At 58.9% G+C, this 17,591-nt stretch carries 15 protein-coding genes; 9 read left to right on the forward strand and 6 right to left on the reverse strand.

Features of this window, described 5'->3' with window-relative positions; genetic code table 11:
• Window positions 1-108: 108 nt before the first annotated feature.
• The gene (locus tag SBC1_RS20725) at window positions 109-564 is read left to right on the forward strand and encodes a bacterioferritin (RefSeq protein ID WP_165097091.1); all 456 of its coding nucleotides are present in this window, start codon (window positions 109-111) and stop codon (window positions 562-564) included.
• Window positions 565-623: 59 nt separating this feature from the next.
• Here the strand turns inward: SBC1_RS20725 and SBC1_RS20730 are convergent, their stop codons facing one another.
• The 3 genes from SBC1_RS20730 to SBC1_RS20740 all read right to left on the reverse strand — a co-directional run bounded on the left by SBC1_RS20730 (window position 624) and on the right by SBC1_RS20740 (window position 2,514).
• Window positions 624-1,094, reverse strand: a complete 471-nt coding sequence (locus tag SBC1_RS20730) for a ribonuclease (protein ID WP_165097088.1) — start codon at window positions 1,092-1,094, stop codon at window positions 624-626.
• 356 nt (window positions 1,095-1,450) lie between these two features.
• Window positions 1,451-1,927, reverse strand: coding sequence for a GNAT family N-acetyltransferase (locus SBC1_RS20735; RefSeq protein ID WP_243830310.1), 477 nt, complete (start codon window positions 1,925-1,927; stop codon window positions 1,451-1,453).
• 182 nt (window positions 1,928-2,109) lie between these two features.
• Entirely contained in the window at window positions 2,110-2,514 is a 405-nt protein-coding gene (locus SBC1_RS20740) for a hypothetical protein (RefSeq protein ID WP_165097081.1), read from the reverse strand.
• Between the two features lie 234 nt (window positions 2,515-2,748).
• On the opposite strand from SBC1_RS20740, the gene SBC1_RS20745 reads away from it, so the two are divergent.
• Genes SBC1_RS20745 through istB form a run of 4 tightly spaced genes read left to right on the forward strand, consistent with a single transcriptional unit; the run spans window position 2,749 to window position 5,877 of the window.
• Window positions 2,749-3,249 (forward strand): hypothetical protein, encoded by a 501-nt coding sequence (locus SBC1_RS20745; protein ID WP_165097078.1) that lies wholly within the window; start codon window positions 2,749-2,751, stop codon window positions 3,247-3,249.
• Window positions 3,221-3,619: a hypothetical protein gene (locus SBC1_RS20750; RefSeq protein WP_147408238.1), complete on the forward strand. Its 399-nt coding sequence runs from the start codon at window positions 3,221-3,223 to the stop codon at window positions 3,617-3,619. The genes SBC1_RS20745 and SBC1_RS20750 overlap by 29 nt, the downstream gene beginning before the upstream one ends.
• A complete protein-coding gene (istA, locus tag SBC1_RS20755) occupies window positions 3,612-5,099 on the forward strand; it encodes an IS21 family transposase (RefSeq protein ID WP_165097075.1) in 1,488 nt (495 codons plus the stop codon). Before SBC1_RS20750 ends, istA begins: the two co-directional genes overlap by 8 nt.
• Window positions 5,077-5,877, forward strand: coding sequence for an IS21-like element helper ATPase IstB (gene istB, locus SBC1_RS20760; protein ID WP_165097072.1), 801 nt, complete (start codon window positions 5,077-5,079; stop codon window positions 5,875-5,877). The genes istA and istB overlap by 23 nt, the downstream gene beginning before the upstream one ends.
• A gap of 434 nt (window positions 5,878-6,311) precedes the next feature.
• Here istB and SBC1_RS20765 read toward each other — a convergent pair whose 3' ends face one another.
• The 3 genes from SBC1_RS20765 to SBC1_RS20775 form a co-directional block, all read right to left on the reverse strand.
• The gene (locus tag SBC1_RS20765; protein WP_165097069.1) at window positions 6,312-8,516 is read right to left on the reverse strand and encodes an OsmC domain/YcaO domain-containing protein; all 2,205 of its coding nucleotides are present in this window, start codon (window positions 8,514-8,516) and stop codon (window positions 6,312-6,314) included.
• A gap of 311 nt (window positions 8,517-8,827) precedes the next feature.
• Window positions 8,828-10,282 (reverse strand): DEAD/DEAH box helicase, encoded by a 1,455-nt coding sequence (locus SBC1_RS20770; RefSeq protein ID WP_165097066.1) that lies wholly within the window; start codon window positions 10,280-10,282, stop codon window positions 8,828-8,830.
• Between the two features lie 357 nt (window positions 10,283-10,639).
• Window positions 10,640-11,353, reverse strand: a complete 714-nt coding sequence (locus tag SBC1_RS20775; RefSeq protein WP_206366073.1) for a FadR/GntR family transcriptional regulator — start codon at window positions 11,351-11,353, stop codon at window positions 10,640-10,642.
• 148 nt (window positions 11,354-11,501) lie between these two features.
• Here SBC1_RS20775 and SBC1_RS20780 point away from each other — a divergent pair, with 148 nt between their 5' ends.
• The 4 genes from SBC1_RS20780 to SBC1_RS20795 all read left to right on the forward strand — a co-directional run bounded on the left by SBC1_RS20780 (window position 11,502) and on the right by SBC1_RS20795 (window position 17,501).
• Window positions 11,502-12,383 (forward strand): fumarylacetoacetate hydrolase family protein, encoded by an 882-nt coding sequence (locus SBC1_RS20780; RefSeq protein ID WP_165097063.1) that lies wholly within the window; start codon window positions 11,502-11,504, stop codon window positions 12,381-12,383.
• Complete coding sequence (locus SBC1_RS20785; protein WP_165097060.1) at window positions 12,380-13,165, forward strand: alpha/beta fold hydrolase; 786 nt, start codon at window positions 12,380-12,382, stop codon at window positions 13,163-13,165. The genes SBC1_RS20780 and SBC1_RS20785 overlap by 4 nt, the downstream gene beginning before the upstream one ends.
• 23 nt (window positions 13,166-13,188) lie before the next feature.
• Window positions 13,189-14,532: an amidohydrolase family protein gene (locus SBC1_RS20790; RefSeq protein ID WP_165097055.1), complete on the forward strand. Its 1,344-nt coding sequence runs from the start codon at window positions 13,189-13,191 to the stop codon at window positions 14,530-14,532.
• Between the two features lie 527 nt (window positions 14,533-15,059).
• On the forward strand, window positions 15,060-17,501 hold the full coding sequence (locus SBC1_RS20795) for a hypothetical protein (protein WP_165097052.1): 2,442 nt from the start codon (window positions 15,060-15,062) through the stop codon (window positions 17,499-17,501).
• Window positions 17,502-17,591: the final 90 nt, after the last annotated feature.

The raw sequence follows: 17,591 nt of genomic DNA on the forward strand, positions 1-17,591 counted from the left end.
CGCTCTGCGGGACTACATTTAATCAATATCCGTCCAGCCCTATGGCGTGATACGAGCGGCGAAAACGCGGACTGCGTCTGTCGCGGTGACATAAAAAGGAGGTCCCAAATGGCAGAGATAGAAAAGGAAAACGTTGTTGCGGTGCTGAACCGGATTCTCGAATCCGAGTTGGCCGGCGTCGTTAGATATACACACTATTCGTTTCTTGTTTTCGGCTTCGGACGCATTCCGATCAGATCCTGGCTGCGCGAGCAGGCCGATGAATCGCTGTTGCACGCACAACAGGTCGGAGAATGGATCACCACTCTGGGCGCTTATCCGTCGCTTGAGATCGGCCCCCTCCTGGACTCCCACACATTCGATATCTCTTCGATCCTGCGCGAGTCGCTGCGAGCGGAGAACCTCGCGCTGGAGCTTTATCGCGAACTGCTCGCGCTGGTTGAGGACCGCTCGGTTGCACTCGAGGAGTTCGCCCGTCAGATGATCTATGTCGAAGAGATGCACGCGGGCGAAGTCGACAAGATGCTGCGCCGCCCTGGAGAAGTGACGACGTCGGCAGAATGACAGGCGCCCCAACCCTGATCACACTGACAGGAGGCCCGGGGCGTTTTTAATTGGCTCAGTTATTCTGCAATGCGTTTGAAACTGGCGTAGTAATCGTCGGTGTAGTAGCAGTCGCGGGTCTGCCTGCGCGGTCCACCGCATACGATGCGGCGCTGCCCGCGATCCGCCGAGCCAGGCGTTCGAACTGTGTATGCACGGTAATAGCCGCGCGGATGTTCCGGCAGCAATGCCGCGCTGTTGCGGAACAAGACACCGTCCTCGCCAAAAGGGAAAGGGCCGCCCGCTTTGATCAGACGCAGCGTTTCGGCTGCTTCCCCCGGCAACTGCGCCTTGGTGACGGTGGCCGGCGCGCTCCGCTCCTGCGCGCCCGATGCGGCGGGTGTGCCGCTCGCGGCCTGCCCAGGCTGAAGCGGCGCCTGACTCGCGGATGCGCCGGCTTCCTGAGTAGCGTTTCGCGATCCGTCCTTGCCGCATCCGCCAAGGAGCGCGCTCAAGGTGAGGATGCAGGAGAAAGCCCACGCTCGCTTCACGATACGGTTGTCTCTGGGTTGACTAGCATCTGACGATTGTGCGAGTCCAACGTGTGGTTTTGCTGGTGCATGGTCAATGTAAGGCGAGACCGGGCTCTGCGGCGCTTGGTGCCGCAGAGCCTTGCCGAAAATTGGATTCCAGATGATCCTCGTGTAGGCATGCTATCCGGAGACTCTTATGTTGGATGCGCGCCCTCGCACACAGCACACGCATTATTTCGCATCGCTAATCCGCTGCAACCACGAGTTTCACCCGCGCCACGGCGGCCGCCGGGTTCGGTCGCCTTCTTCGGGTGAAGGGGTCACCTAGCGATGGTTAACAAAGTTGATGATGTCATTGAAGAACCACGGCAGGATCAATTGCGTATCGGGACCAATTTTTCGTACAGCGACCAGACATAGCCGCCGGGTTCGGGCTCCGGATACAGTCCTACGCGGACAAAGCCAAGAGACTCATAGTAGGCGCATAGCCTCGCGTTGTGGACTGCGCAGTCGAGTCGAACAGAACGCCGATTCAAGCCGCTCACCTTGTTAGCGCACCAATCAAGCATGAAGCCCCCGAGTCCACGTCCGTTAAAGCCGTTTCGCACAGAAAGCCCATGCACATAACCGGCGATCGGTTCTTGCGGTCCCCAGTGATTGTCCTCGTCCAGATCGAGCGAAAACGTTCCGACCGGATTACCTTCCAGCTCAACGACATACACTTCTTTTTCAGAGACATTGTTCCGTACCCAACTCTCGGAAAATCCGTCCCCTTGCTTGCCCCACGCATAGTCGCCGTGCGCCACCTTGATTGCGTGTGCATCGTTCCGGATTTGCGTAAGATCCGGCACATCCGATTCGCCTGCCCTACGGATGATTCTTGTTCTCATCACTCATCCCTTTGATTGCTACGGGAGAGCGGATGTTAGCAGCGTGCTCTTACGTTGACCCAGCCACTTTTCGGACTATCAGCGATTGAAGTTGGGAAATTGAAAGGTTGCTCCCGGCCCGGAGACTGCCTGCCGCGACTCTGTCAGTCCATGTCGGGCGAGAAGCCATGACTGAGGAACAGACGCTCGGAAGCGTTGTTTCCCACAGTCACCATGGCGCAGCATTCCCTATAACCAAGCGCTGCAAGCGACGACAGCGCTGCAACAATCAGGGCTCCGCCGTCACCGACCTGCCTTCGCGCAGGTGCCGTAGCTACAACGGCAACAACCGGGCAACCGTAGGGCGTGTAGTTGCAGACAAGGCACGCCGAACCAAGCTCACCGGCGTGTTCGATCGCCCACGAAGCCTCGGGAATCCATTCTCCATACCAACCTCCAACAATTGCCGCCGCCTTTGATGTGTATTGGACCGTGTCCTGCCCAGCATCATCGATTGTTCCGAGGAACGCGCTAAAAAGGAGTGCGCCCAGAGCCGGCACATCTTGCAACTGTCATCGGCGTTCTGAAAGTCGTCAAAAATTGACGGCGTGAAAGTGTTTTTTCTTCCTGCATTTTCTTGCCCAAATTCATCTCTCTAGAACCTGGCTTTTCTTCGGTTCTTCGTCGCTTCTTCGTCGGTCTTTTCCTTGGCTGTGCTGATGACCCTGCCTGTTCTTCGCGCGCGCTGCGTGGGCTTAGCTCGCGCAGCGGCGCATGATCTGGCCCCAGGGAGGGGCCGGTCCATGACACGCCAAAGACAGCGTAAGTGCCTGGGTTGCGGGACGTTGTTCCGGCCGGATCCGCGCAATGTGCGGCACCAGCGGTATTGCTGCCAAGCCGCGTGCCGTCAGGCGAGCAAGGCGGCCAGTCAACGCCGGTGGCTTTCCCTACCTGAGAACCAGGACTACTTCCGCGGCGCGGAGAACGTCGTGCGAGTACAGCGCTGGCGTGGCGAGCATCCGGGGTACTGGCGGCATCCAGGCTCACCAGCGGCCGGTGCGTTACAAGATGACTGCCGCACGCAAGCCATTGAAATAAAAGAGGAATCCGCATTCTTAGTGGGCGAGGCGTTACAAGAGGCCTTATCGGCGCAACCGGCCGTGCTGATTGGGCTGATCGCCCATTTAACCGACAGTGCGTTACAAGAGGACATCGCGCGCAGCACCCGGCGACTGCTACAACTGGGAAAGGACATCTTGAGCGGGGGGCGCGAGCATGCCGATCAAGCGAGTCATCTGCCCTGAGCGGATGCGGCAGATTCCGGCGCACTTCAGCTGGGTCGATCACCGGCTGGTGCGCGAGCGGTATATCGAGCGCTGTGACGCGTGTGCCGCCGCGCTGTACCTGTTTCTGGTCACTGTCGCCGATGCCCAGGGCCTGAGCTATTACGCGGACACGTCGCTGGTGCATCGCCTGTCGATGGCGCCGGCGCGTCTGGAGATGGCCCGCAACGATCTGATCCGTATTGGCTTGATCGCCTGGCAAAGGCCGCTGTATCAGGTGCTGGCGCTGGATGCGCCGCCTCCTGAGTCGGCAGCGTCCCCGCGTGGCCACCCGGATGTGGCCACGCAGCTCGAGCGGCTGCACGCGGCGCTGGGCAAGCGCCATGCTTGACTATGAGGCGTACTGCAAGATCCGCGATTGCCATGATCGGCAGCACCTGACGATTACGCAAACGGCGCGCGCGCTCGGGCTGCATCCGCAAACCGTGACGAAATGGCTCAAGGCCGGTCAGTACCGGCCCCGCCAATCGCCCCCACGCGCCAGCCGACTTGATCCGTTCAAGGCGCAGGTGGTGCGTTGGCTTGACGGGCATCCGTACAGCGCGCAGCAGATCTTCCAGCGCTTGCGCGAAGTTGGCTTTGACGGTGGCTACACGATCGTGCGCGACTATGTGCACAAGGTTCGTCCGCCGCGGCGCCAGGCGTTCCTCAAGCTCGCCTTCGCCCCCGGCGAGTGCGCGCAAATCGACTGGGGCGAATACGGCTCGATTGGCGTCGGCTCGACTCGGCGGCGACTGTCGTTCTTCGTCATGGTGTTGTGCTACAGCCGCCTGATGTATGTGGAATTCACCGTGTCGCAGACGATGGAGCACTTCCTTGCGTGCCATGAGCACGCGTTCGCAGCCATCCATGGTTGCCCGAGGAAGGTGATGGTGGACAATCTGAAGTCCGCCGTGCTGCAACGCCTGGCGGGCGAGGCGCCAGTGTTCAATCCGCGCTACCTCGATGCGGCGCGGCACTGGGGTTTCGACATCGTTGCCTGCAACGTCGGCAAGGGCAACGAGAAAGGCCGGGTGGAAAACGGTGTTGGTTACGTCAAAAAAAATCTCCTCAACGGGCTCGAGCTATCCGAGTTCAGCGCGATCAACCCTGCGGCCCGACTCTGGCTCGACACCATCGCCAATGTGCGCATACACGGTGAGACGCATCAGCGACCCGCCGATCTGTTCGCCGCCGAACAAGCCCATCTGAAACCGCTCAATCCATTACCCTACGACGTTGCACGCATCGTGACGGTACGTGCGTCCAAGCAGTTTCGCGTGGCGTTGGACACCAACCATTATTCCGTGCCGGCACAGTACGCAAGCGAGCGCGTGACGCTCAAAGCCTATCCCGAGCGGGTCTGCATTTACCACGACAACTTGCTGATCGCCCGACATGCCCGCAGCTACGATCGCCGCCAGGACATCGAGGACCCCGAGCATCCGAAGGCACTCCTCGCACAACGCCGCAATGCTCGCGAACAGCGGTTGATGCTGCGCTTCCTGAGTCTGGGCCCTCACGCTCAGGCCTATTACGAAGGGCTCGAGCAACGGCGTGCCAATGCGCGGCAGCACATGCGCAAGATCGTCGCGCTGAGCGAGATCTACGGCATCGAGGCCCTCGCGCGCGCCTTGCAGGATGGGCTCTCGTTCCACGCCTTCAGTTGCGAGTACATCGCCAACATCCTCGAGATGAAAGCACGCGATTTGCCTGAACCCGGCGCGCTGCACCTGATCCGCCATCAGGATTTGCTGGACATCGAACTCGCGCAACCGGATCTCTCACGCTACGGACCGGAGCAGCCCCATGACGACGAAAGCTCAACGTAACACCACAATCGCGCACCCGAGCGAACTCGCCATCGATCCGTTGCGCACGCAGCTCACGGGACTACATCTGGGCTACGTGCTGCAACATTACGAGGCGTTGGCCACCGAGGCGGCGGCGCAGCACTGGTCGCATGTCGACTATTTAGCGAACCTGATCGAAGGTGAAGCGCATCAACGCGAGGATCGCAGTATTGCTCGGCGGGTCGCGCTCGCCCGTTTCCCGGTGCTCAAGACGCTCGATCAATTCGAATGGAATTGGCCCAGCAAGATCAATCGGCTGCAGATCCAGAATCTGTTTCGCCTGAACTTCATCGAAGAGCGAGCCAACGTGATCTTCCTCGGTGGCGTCGGGCTCGGCAAGAGCCATTTGAGTATCGCGCTCGGACATACCGCCTGTCTGCGCGGCTACTCTGTACTCTTCGCCACCGCGGTCGATATCATCAACTCGGTGAACGCCGCATACGCGCATGGCGGGCTCAAGCGTGAACTGCGCCGCTACGTCAAACCGCGCGTGCTCATCGTCGATGAGCTGGGATATTTACCCATCGATAAACAGGGTGCCGACGCGCTGTTCCAGATCATCAGTCAGCGGTACGAGCATGGCGCAACAATCCTCAGTTCAAATCGAGCGTTTAAGCACTGGGCCGAGATCTTCAACCACGACAGCACGCTGACCTCCGCGTTGCTCGATCGCGTCCTCCATCATGCCGAGACCGTCGTCATCGAAGGCAAAAGCTATCGCATGAAAGACCAGAGTGATCCTGAACCCACCACTTGATCATCTCGCCATGGTGAGTTTCAAACCGTCCGTTTTACTTGAAATTGACGCCGCCGCTGACATGCAACGTTACGTTGCGAAGATTGAGGGGTCTGGCAATCGGTCCTGGATTGAGGAACAAGGTTCGCCTCCAGAGTCTGGAGTTACGTTCGTTCGTCGGATCCGGCACCTGTTCTTCTCCGTTACGTGAAGGCTGATTTGACGGGAAGTGTGGAGATCGATTCAACGATGTGTCCCGCGTCGCCGAGTGTCCGTTCGTGTGGCCGCTCCCGGTCCGACGTCGAACCGGCGGAGTGAGTCGCCATTAGCGAACTAGACACTCGACCGTCCGGTTAGCCGTCCAGTCGAACGCTGCTTCATGGCCGTTTTTGCCTATTGGGCTTGTGAATCGCCGACTGGCACCCTGCGGTCTTTTCGCGGCATGACTCGTAACCCTAACGCGCTGTGGCCGCCACATCGGCCCGCGCCTTATGCAATTTTTTGTAACTGTCGATCAAGCGGTGGTGCCTATCGAGACCCTCCAGTTTCATACTCGTTGGCGTTAAACCATAGAACCGCACGCTGCCGTCCACCGACCCCATTGCCGCGTCCATCCGAGCGTCGCCAAACATGCGACGGAAGTTGACCGCGTAGTCGTCCAGTTCCAGGTCTTCATCGAGCAGCACCTCCAGCACCACATTCAAGGCCTGGTAAAACAATCCGCGTTCAACCGTGTTGTCGTTGTATTGCAGGAAGGCTCCCACCAGCTCTTGTGCCTCCTCAAGTTGCTTCAAAGCGAGATTAATCAACAGCTTCAACTCGAGAACAGTTAGCTGTCCCCATTCCGTATTCTCGTCAAACTCGACGCCGATCAAAGTGGCAATATCGGAGTGCTCATCCAGTTCATTGTTATCCAACCGCTCAAGCAATGCTGCCAGGCCGGCATCGTCCAGGCGATGCAAGTTCAAAATATCGGCGCGGAACAGCAGCGCCTTGTTGGTGTTATCCCAGATCAAATCCTCTACCGGGTAAACTTCCGAATACCCGGGCACCAAAATCCGGCAGGCCATGGCGCCCAGCTGGTCATACACCGCCATGTACACCTCTTTGTCCATGTCTTCAAGAATGCCAAACAAGGTTGCGGCTTCCTCGGCATTGGAGTTTTCACCCTGGCCAGAAAAATCCCACTCAACAAACTCGAAATTCGCTTTAGCGCTGAAAAAGCGCCACGACACAATTCCGCTGGAATCGATGAAGTGCTCGACAAAGTTATTGGGCTCAGTCACGGCTTCACTGGCAAAGGTAGGCCGAGGTAATTCGTTCAGGCCCTCAAAACTGCGGCCCTGTAGCAATTCCGTCAGACTACGTTCCAGCGCCACCTCCAAGCTTGGATGCGCGCCGAACGAGGCAAACACACCGCCTGTACGCGGGTTCATCAAGGTGACACACATCACTGGGTACACCCCTCCCAGCGACGCATCCTTTACCAGCACCGGAAAGCCCTGCTCTTCCAACCCCTGAATCCCGGCCAGAATGCCTGGATATTTCGCCAGCACTTCGTGCGGCACATCAGGCAATGTGATTTCACCTTCCAGAATTTCGCGCTTTACCGCCCGTTCGAAAATTTCGGACAGACATTGCACCTGAGCTTCGGCCAGCGTATTACCGGCACTCATGCCATTGCTGACGAACAGGTTTTCGATCAGGTTGGACGGAAAATACACCATTTCGCCGTCCGACTGCCGCACAAAAGGCAGCGAACAGATACCGCGCTGCACATTGCCGGAATTGGTGTCGTACAAATGCGAGCCATGCAACTCGCCGTCGGGATTATAAATTTCGAGGCAGTACGCATCCAGAATTTCAGCCGGCAGCGCATCCTTACGGCCAGGCTTGAACCAGCGCTCGTTCGGGTAATGTACAAACGCCTCGTTAGCGATGTCTTCGCCCCAAAACGCGCCGGCGTAGAAATGGTTACAGTTCAGTCGCTCGATATACTCTCCCAACGCCGACGCCAACGCGCTTTCTTTGGTCGCTCCTTTACCATTGGTAAAACACATCGGCGAGTGCGCATCGCGGATATGCAGCGACCACACATTGGGAACAAGATTGCGCCACGAAGCGATTTCAATCTTGATGCCCAAGGCCGCCAAAATACCCGACATATTGGCGATGGTTTGCTCCAACGGCAGATCCTTGCCCGCAATATAAGTGCTGGCGTCAGAAGCCGGCTTCAACATCAGTAAGGACTGAGCGTCGGCATCCAGATTCTCTACCTCTTCGATGACAAACTCGGGGCCGGCTTGCACCACTTTTTTCACCGTACAGCGGTCGATAAAGCGCAAAATGCCACGGCGGTCTGCTTCCAGGATATCTGGCGGCAACTCAACCTGAATCTTGAAGATCTGTCGGTACCGGTTTTCCGGGTCAACAATATTGTTCTGCGAAAGGCGGATATTTTCGGTCGGAATATTGCGATTTACGCAGTACAACTTCACAAAGTAAGCTGCGCACAGGGCAGATGAGGCCAGAAAATAATCGAAAGGACCAGGCGCCGAGCCATCGCCCTTATAACGGATAGGCTGGTCGGCCACTACCGTGAAGTCGTCGAACTTCGCTTCAAGACGCAGCTTATCGAGAAAGTTGACTTTGATTTCCATGGGTAATCCTAAAAATAGCGCTCAAATTGTTGTAGCCGCTATTATCTGTCGCCAAGTGCAATTGCACCATACTGAAACGCCACAGGTTCCTCCCGCATTCTCCAGAATGCGAGAACTATCAAGCGACAATTCAACGAATTAAAACCTGTAAAAAACAGGGCTCTAATAGTCAATCAACTAGCAAATAATGTTTTTCGACGAAAATTCTACTCTCATTCGATTGTCAATCCAGTGACTGCACCCTTGCATGCTTGCCAGCGGGCGGCAAACCGCCAGCCTGTTCCAGGGCTGGCGTTACTCATCCCCTTGCGTCAGGGTTGGCGTTTGCCGCTGCCACCAGCGGGTTTGCCAGCCGACTTACGTGAACCCGCAGCGGCCTTGCTGGCGGGCTTGCTGCGTGGCTTTTGCACGCTGAATGGGTTAGCGCTGGAGAAGCTTGCGCCTTCACCCGTGGCCACAGCGCGCTGCGCCGCAGGCTTGCTTTTGTTTTCGCCACTTTGCGGGCGCGGCTTTTTACTGAGCACCGGCATGGCGCCCGACGCAGCTTGCGGCACTTTGGGCTTCTTAGGCTTCTTAGGCTTTTTGGGTTTCTTGATGATCTGGCCCGTCGCGCTGGTTTGCGGCACGCGGTGTTCGGCTTCAAAACCCGGCTCTTCTTCGCGGGGCAGCGTTTGCCGGATCAGCGCTTCAATCGCGGCCAGTTGCGGCGCTTCATCGGCACACACAAGGGAAACTGCCACGCCGCTGGCGCCCGCGCGGCCGGTACGGCCAATACGGTGCACATAGTCTTGCGCCACGATCGGCAGATCAACGTTGATCACCAACGGCAGGTCGTCGATATCCAGCCCGCGCGCAGCTACATCGGTGGCTACCAGCATGTGTACTTCGCCCGTCTTGAAGCGCTCCAGCGCACGCATGCGCGCGGGTTGCGGTTTGTCGCCGTGGATGGTGTCGACCGCATAGCCCGCTTCATCCAGCATGGCCGCCAGGTACTCCACGCCAATGCGGGTTTTGACGAACACCAGTGCGTGCTGCCAGTTGTTCTCAGCCACAAGGTGCATGAAGAGGTCAGGCTTGTTCTTTTTATCCACCGGCACCACCCACTGCTTGATCCTGCTGACCGTGGAATTGGGCGGGCTGACGCTGATATTGACGGGGCCGCGCAGAATGCCCTCCGCCATGGCGCGGATATCATCGGTAAATGTGGCAGAGAACAGCAGGGTCTGGCGCTGAGCGGGCAAGGCAGCAAAGACGGCGTTGAGTTCGCGCGCAAAGCCCAGATCCAGCATGCGGTCGGCTTCATCCAGCACCAGCGTTTGTATTTGATCAAACTGCACTGCGTTCTGGCGATGGAGATCCAGCAAACGGCCCGGCGTGGCAACGAGCACATCCACGCCTTTGCGCAACTTCATCATCTGCGGGTTGATACTCACACCGCCGTAGGCGGCCAGAAATCGTAAGTCGAGGCCTTTGCCGTAATCGACAAAGCTTTGCAGCACTTGTTCGGCCAGTTCACGCGTGGGCACCAGCACCAGAACACGCGCGCGGTTGCTGGACACCGCCGGGCCGTGTTGCACCAGCCGTTGCAACAGTGGCAGCGCAAAGCCCGCCGTTTTGCCGGTGCCGGTCTGTGCCGCAGCCATGACGTCGCGGCCACTGAGCACAGCAGGAATCGCCTTGGCCTGCACCGGCGTGGGTGTCTGGTAATTGAGGTCCTGCACATTACGGAGCAAGGGATCGATCAGGCCAAGCGAGGCAAAAGACACGAGCGTATTCCGGCTAAAACCGCAATTCTAGCGGTTGCCGCGCAGATCGATGGTCAAAAGATCGACGGTGATCGCCACTGAAAACCTAGCGGTGCCGGGCGCCGCACGGGCAAGCTGTACTAAGAGGCACCGATTCGCTGGATTTCGGTCGAAATCCAGCGTAGGACGAACGAGTCCTCTCGACCCGAAACGGTCCCTCAGCGCAACGTTGTGAACGGCGGTTCGTTGGCGTAGTGCGGACAGCCACCGACATCAACTAACCTTCACTCTCCTAACTCGGTTCCTTAAGAGCGCCATACCTCGCGCATGAGACATGGCAGATACTGCGTGCCCATCTCACGGACGCAGATACGGCCATCAATTCCCGAACAGGTTGTGTTGAATCTGACGCAGGTGCCCGGTCAAAACCTGACCAGCCTCTTCAGCATCTCGATCACGTAGCGCTTCGACAATCGCCCTATGCTGTGCCTCGTATTCCTTGCGCCGCTCTGGCGTGAGCGAGTGACGCTTGAGTCGGCCCCATTCGCCCTGTTCACGAATACGATTGGTCAATTCAAGCACCTTGAGGAAGAACGAGTTGTGAGTTGCCAGTGCAAACGTGCGATGCAACTCGCCATCCCAGTGCTCAAATTCTTCGACGGTTTGCGCCGCCTCTGAGCGGTCGATGCATTCCATCATCCGCGTGAAGTCGGACGACGTGGCGTTGCGCGCAATCAGCTTTGGCATCAACGGTTCGATAAGGAGTCGCGCTTCCATCAGTTCGGCCGGGCTGGTCTGCGTCTCGGATATCTCGTCAACGACGATTTCCGGCGCCGGCAACGCCTTGGCCGCGCCGGGAAGCACAAAAGTCCCACTACCGACGCTTTGAGTAATCAGGCCACGGTCCTTCAGATCCTGCAAAACGCGCCTGACAGCGCCGCGCGAAGCACCGAACTGCTCGCTCAATTGCCGTTCAGCCGGAAGCTTGATTCCATCGCGCATGCGACCTGACGCAATCTCATCATGTAGATACGCGGCCAACGCTTTCGCGCCGGCGGCCCGCACAGGGCTCTTCGCCTCGACATCGCTCATCTCATGCTCCCCGGTTTTCATTGAGCTAATCATATCACGATAAGTACCAATTGGTAACGATATTGGTTAACCCTCACTTGCAATATGCCCAATATGGTTCTACAGTTTCATCCATGCAAACCAATTGGACTTTTTAAGGAGCCATTTTATGAAACTTGCAAACCTCCGCGTGGACGACGTAGCGCTTATTGCTGTCGTGGATACTGATGCGTCGGTGTTCTGGCCGGTAGAGGCGCTGGTACCGGAATTCACTGGAGACATGGTCCAATTGGTCCGGTGCTTCAGCCAAATCAAAGGCGACCTGCGCCCACGGGGCGGGGGACGCCCTCTGAGCGAAGCAACCGTGTTGGCACCTATCGACCAGCCCCGTCGTAACATTTTCTGCGTGGGCAAGAACTACCACGAACACGCAGCCGAATTCCAGAAATCGGGCTTTGACAGCAGCGCCAAGGACGGCGAGCACGCCCCGGAAGCACCGGTCATCTTCACGAAGCCGGCCAGCACGGTTATCGGTCCGGGCGTGAAGATTCCGCCCCACGTTGACGTCACCAGTCAATTGGACTACGAAGCCGAACTCGGCGTGGTGATCGGTAAGGCAGGCCGCGGCATCAAAAAGGCTGACGCCATGGACTACGTGTTCGGCTACACGGTGATCAACGACTTCACCGCGCGTGACCTGCAGAAGCTCCACCGGCAATGGTTTATTGGCAAATCGCTGGACGGCTTTTGCCCGATGGGTCCATATCTGGTGACTGCAGACGAAGTCGACGGACAGAACATCGACGTGAAGTGCTGGGTCAATGGTGAACTGCGCCAGAACTCGAACACGAAACAACTGATTTTCGACATCCCGACGCTCATCGAGACGCTGTCGGCTGGCATCGAACTGCAACCCGGCGATGTGATTGCGACGGGCACCCCAGCGGGCGTCGGTATTGGCTTCAATCCGCCGAAATTCCTGCAGAAGGGCGACGTGATTCGCATTGAAATCGAGAACGTTGGCGTGCTGGAAAATGAGGTGGGCGAATGACGACAACCCTGGTCAAGAACATCGCGGTGGAAGTCGATGGCGACGGACAGGCAGTGGTCTGTATTCACGGTCTTGGCGGTTCGTCGAACAACTGGACGCCGGTTCTGTCAGCGTTCGAAGGTATGAAAGTCGTCCGTCCCGACTTGCCCGGGAGTGCCCGTTCGGCGTTGCCGTCCCAGCCGCTGTCCATCGACTTGTATGTCGAGACGTTGGCTGCTGTGCTGCGCGAATTGGACATCTCGAAAGCGCACATGGTTGCGCACTCGATGGGCACGATCATCGCGCAGCATCTGGCAATCAAGCATCCCGAACTCGTCAAGAGCCTTGCTCTGTTCGGGCCGCTGCTGGCGCCTCCGGAGCAAGGTCGTCCAGGCATTCAGGCGCGTGCAGCCCTTTCCCGCGAGAAGGGCGTCGCGGGCGTGCAGGAGATCGCTGATGCCATAGTCAAGGGCGCGACGAGCGCTGAAACGAAGGCACAGCGCCCAGTCGCCATCGCTCTCGTGCGAGAAAGCGTGATGCGTCAGTCGCCGGAAGGCTATGCACAAAGCTGCGAAGCACTCGCTGGGGCCCAAGCGACTGAAGTCGAGAAGATTGGCGTTCCAACGCTTCTCGTCACGGGCGATGAAGACGGCGTTGGGCAGCCCGCAGCGGTGAAGGCGATGGGCGAGCGCATCGCCGGAAGCAACGTGATGGTCCTCTCTGGCTGCGGCCACTGGACCACCTTCGAGAAGCCTGTCGAATGCGCCGAAGCGCTCAAGGCTTTTTACAAGTCAACGCAGTAAGTCCCCCACCTATCGGAGGAGACATGAACAGAACCGTATTCACCAACGTCAATATTTTCGACGGCACCGGCGCTGACCCGTATATCGGCGAAATCCTGGTTGAGGATAATCGCATCACCCGTGTGTCGAAGAATGGCGATCGCGTGAACGCCGAAGACGCGCGCACTATCGACGGGCGCGGCCGATTCATCATGCCGGGCATGACCGAGGCCCATACGCACTTTTCGTGGAACGACCAGCCCTCGCTCTCGGCAATTCAGTTCATGCCGCCTGAAGAGCACATTCTCTGGTGTGTGCGTGTGGCCAAGCGCTATCTGGAAATGGGCTTTACGTCCGCGCTGGGTGCGGCCGCTGCGAAGGCGCGTCTTGATGTCGTGCTGCGCAACGCGATCAACGCGGGCGAGTTTCCTGGGCCACGTTATCTGGCGGGCAGTCAGGAAATCACAACGCTTGGTGGTCTCGGCGACAACACGCTTCCCCATCTGCCGTTCAGGGAATTGAACTTCGGTGAGGTGGTGAGCGGACCGGAAGAAGTGCGTCGTGCGGCGCGCATGTTCATCAAATACGGCGTCGACCATCTGAAAATCAACCTGTCGGGCGAATACATCGCAGGCATCCCGGCAGAGGCCTCTCCGTTCTCGGAAGAAGAAATTGCCATGCTGGCTTCAGAAGCGAAACGTGCCGGCAAGCGCGTCGCCGCTCATGCCCGATCGAGCGAGTCGGTCAAGCAGTGTGTACGCCACGGTCTGGAACTGGTATTCCACGCGAGCTTCGCGGACGAGGAAGCGCTCGACATGCTCGAAGCGAACAAGGACAAGCACTTCGTCGCGCCCGGTATCGGCTGGCTTGTCAGCACGCTCTATCACGCTGAGAAGTGGGGCATCACAGAAGAAGTTGCAACGAAGATGGGCTACGCCCGTGAGCTCGAAGTAGCGTCCGACACGCTGACAAAGATGCACAAGCGCGGCATCCGGATTTTACCGGGCGGCGACTACGGCTTTGCGTGGATGCCACATGGTACGAACTCCCGCGACCTTGAGCACTTTGTGAAATACATCGGCATGACCCCGAAAGAAGCATTGATGTCAGCAACCGCTCTTGGCGGCGAACTGATGATGCAGCCGGATAGCATCGGAAAACTGGCGGAGGGATATTACGCGGATATCGTCCTGGTCGACGGCAACCCGCTGGACGATCTCAAGGTGTTGCAGGATCCGGCAAAGATTTCCCTTGTCATGAAGGACGGCGAGATTATCAAGAGTTGCTATGACGTGAAAGTCCCAGAGGGTCCCATTCACGTCACCGGGGGCAATGAGCCGATGAGGGATGAAGGTGTCAAGAAGGCCATGCACGCGGAAGCCCACTAAAGTCTTGCCGGGACACTTACTGTCGTCCCGGCCGTTCCCTCAAAAAAGATAAAGCCAGCACGCCGCGCTCGTTCATTCGGGACAGGCGCATGGGAATGCGTTCGCTCTTGATTCTTGACAGTCGTCGTCCATCAACGGGCTGAGCGCAGTAGATCGATTGAAAAGGATATACGGCCAGCTCCGAACGCCTCTTGTTCGCTTGTGCGTCGCCACTCGCAATTTCGGGCCAACTGGCAGCTTCTGGCAGACTTCTGCCGGGCCCGAGCGGAAAGTCGTCGCATCACCGCGGTGACATCGCGTTCTGGATGAACTACAGCCATCATTCGCGACCTGAGTCTTGCCGCCATTCGGCAAAGCTAGCCATCGCTGGCCAAAACGCTCTTCTGATCCGCCACAATCCCGCCCGCGTGGCGCGAATCGCCTAAATATTGAATGGCCGATTCGTCCCCGACGATTCGACCGCCCGATATCTGCCGCCAAAGTGCGTCCAGGCGCGTGGAACGAATCCAGCGAGAGAGGGACGCGTCATGGCCACTCCGAAGCTCGAGAACAAGCCGTTCGTCATCAATCCGTCGGAACTCGACGACAGCTGGCTCAGCCGCTCGGTTGCCTGGATCATGCCCTGGCTCTTTCTGAGCCTGCGCCGGGCGCTGATTCCGACGGTCTGCCTCATCATCCTCGCCGCGCTCTTTTATCTCGTGCCACAGAGCCGCGACATCCTCGGCGGATTCGCGGAGTCAGTGTCCAATACGGCCGGAAGCGATTCGAAACCGCAATGGGAGATCGGGGCGCTAATGTCCTACCTCTTCGGATCGGTGCTGGTCGCGCTCGCCGTCTGGTATTGCTCCCGGCTGCTCTGCACGGTCGAGGCGTGGCTCGGCATGCCGATGGTCTGGGCGTTGCGCGATTTCCAGCCACGGCAGGCGCAATACGAGGATCCCGAAGGCTCGCACGACGAAAAGCGCGTGCGCCACGCGATCAAATGGCTGCCGCGCACTTACGGCGTCGCCGCGCTCGGCGCCGCCATAGGCGCGCTCATGTTCGCGAATGTCGAACCGGGCGGACACGGCGCCGGAGGACTCATGCTGGTCGTGTTCGGTCTCGCCGGGCCGCTGCTGTTCGTAACCGGCGCGATGCGTGGCCGCAAGCGCGGAAAGACGTCTGCGCGCAACGACAGGGTGGTGTTGATGTCGGTCGGAGGGGCGGCGTTCGCGATTTCATGCGGATTGTTGATCCGCTACAGCGCCTCGTGGAAAGTCGGCGTGCTTTCCGCACTCTGCACGCTGCTGCCCGCCGCGCTGCTGTGGTTCCTGATGGCGCGACGCGCGATCGTCGACAAGCTGTTCTCAACGGACCTGCCGGAAGCCAACGATGCGCTGCGCCTCAAAGAGGTGACCCTTCAGGTCATCGCGTTCATCGTGCTCGGATTCGGCGCGCTCATCGCGCTCGCGTTCAGTTCCACGGGTTTCATCCGGACCATCGGTTCGGCGGCAACCGTGATGCTGTTCCTCGCCGCCGCCGTCGTGCTGATCAGCGGCATCCAACTCCTACTGCGTCACGTTTCACGCGCCGTGCCCGGGTTCACCTCGTTTGTGGTGGTCGTCGTATTCGTCGTCGTGAGCATCGTCTTTCACGAGCCGGTGGGTCACGAAACACTCGACGCGCCCAAATCGTCTGCATCGCTCGATCCGCCGCCGCAGAACGCGTCGCCGTCCACCGCGAAGACGGGCACACCGAACGTGATTGTCAACGCCTATGGCGGCGGTCTGCGCGCGGCGATCTACACGGCCCAGGTCCTCGCCCTCGCCGACGATGCCTCGTGTGGCCTCTTCGGCGACCACATCCAGACGATGAGCAGCGTCTCCGGTGGCAGCCTCGGCGTCGCGGTCTATCTGGCGGCGCGCCAGGAGCTAAAGCCGCGCGGGCTGTGGAAGACGTGCAGGATGGGTGACCTGAAAACGCCGCTCACCGATGTCGTGACTCAGGCGCTCGTGCAGGACCATCTGTCGCCGGTGATCGCAAGAATGCTGAGTGTGGACCTCGTTCCCGCCATACATCCGCAACGAGGCATGGCGATGCTCAGAAGCTGGAACGATGCGCTCATCGAGGCGCTGAAATCGTCGGAGCTCATGAAGGCCGACAGCAGCTATCAGCCTTCGGTCACGCTCGCCATGCCCATCGCGCGGCTCGACGGCGCGATCTCGCCGCAACCGAAGGTGTACTTCAATACAACGGACGCCGATACCGGCGCGCGCAGCTGGTTCTCGAACGTGCGCAACGAATCCGGTTACACGAGCCTACCGACTCCTCGCAACTACGATGTATCTTCGATGCCGCTCGGAGAAGCCGTCTTGCACAGCGCACGTTTTCCGATTATCTCGCCGGCGGGCGCGTATCCGCCGCGTGACGATGACCATCCTCACCGGCTCGTTGATGGCGGTTACGCCGACAACTCGGGCGGGCAGACGCTATGGGATCACGCGTCGAATCTTGCGCCAGCCGGAGACACGCGTCCGTTCCTTCTCGACATCGACGGCAACCCGCCGGATGCGCAGGAAACGTCCTTCGTGAAGCTGGTTTGCGAGCAGCACGAAGTCAATACGTCCCACGTTCCCACCTCCGTACTGGCGCTCCTGAGCGCGCGCTCCGCGCATGCGCTGGACTCGGAGGAGCGTCTGGCTCCGAGCACGCGGAACTGCTGCCCGGGCCAGACCGCGAAGGATTGCCTGAATCCGGTGCAGATCAATCTGGAAAAGGTTTACGGCATCGAAAAGAGTGACGATCCGCGTTGCGAGGAAATCAAGACGACTCATATGGCGCCGCTCGGCTGGTACACGAGCCGCGCTTCCGCTACGCTGATCAGACGATCGTCCGGCGTCATGATCGGCGATGTATGCCAGGGTGCGGGAATCGCCGGCTGTGTGGTCCCGCCGGTCGAGGTTCGGGCGGAGCCTGAAGCACCCGCCTAAAAGAGAGGCGAAGCCGACCCATGAATGTCCGACCGACGACACATGCGATCGGCAGCTTGTGGCCGCACAGAGACGAATAACCAACGCCGC

Origin of the sequence: Caballeronia sp. SBC1, assembly GCF_011493005.1 — a bacterium.
Lineage (GTDB): Bacteria > Pseudomonadota > Gammaproteobacteria > Burkholderiales > Burkholderiaceae > Caballeronia.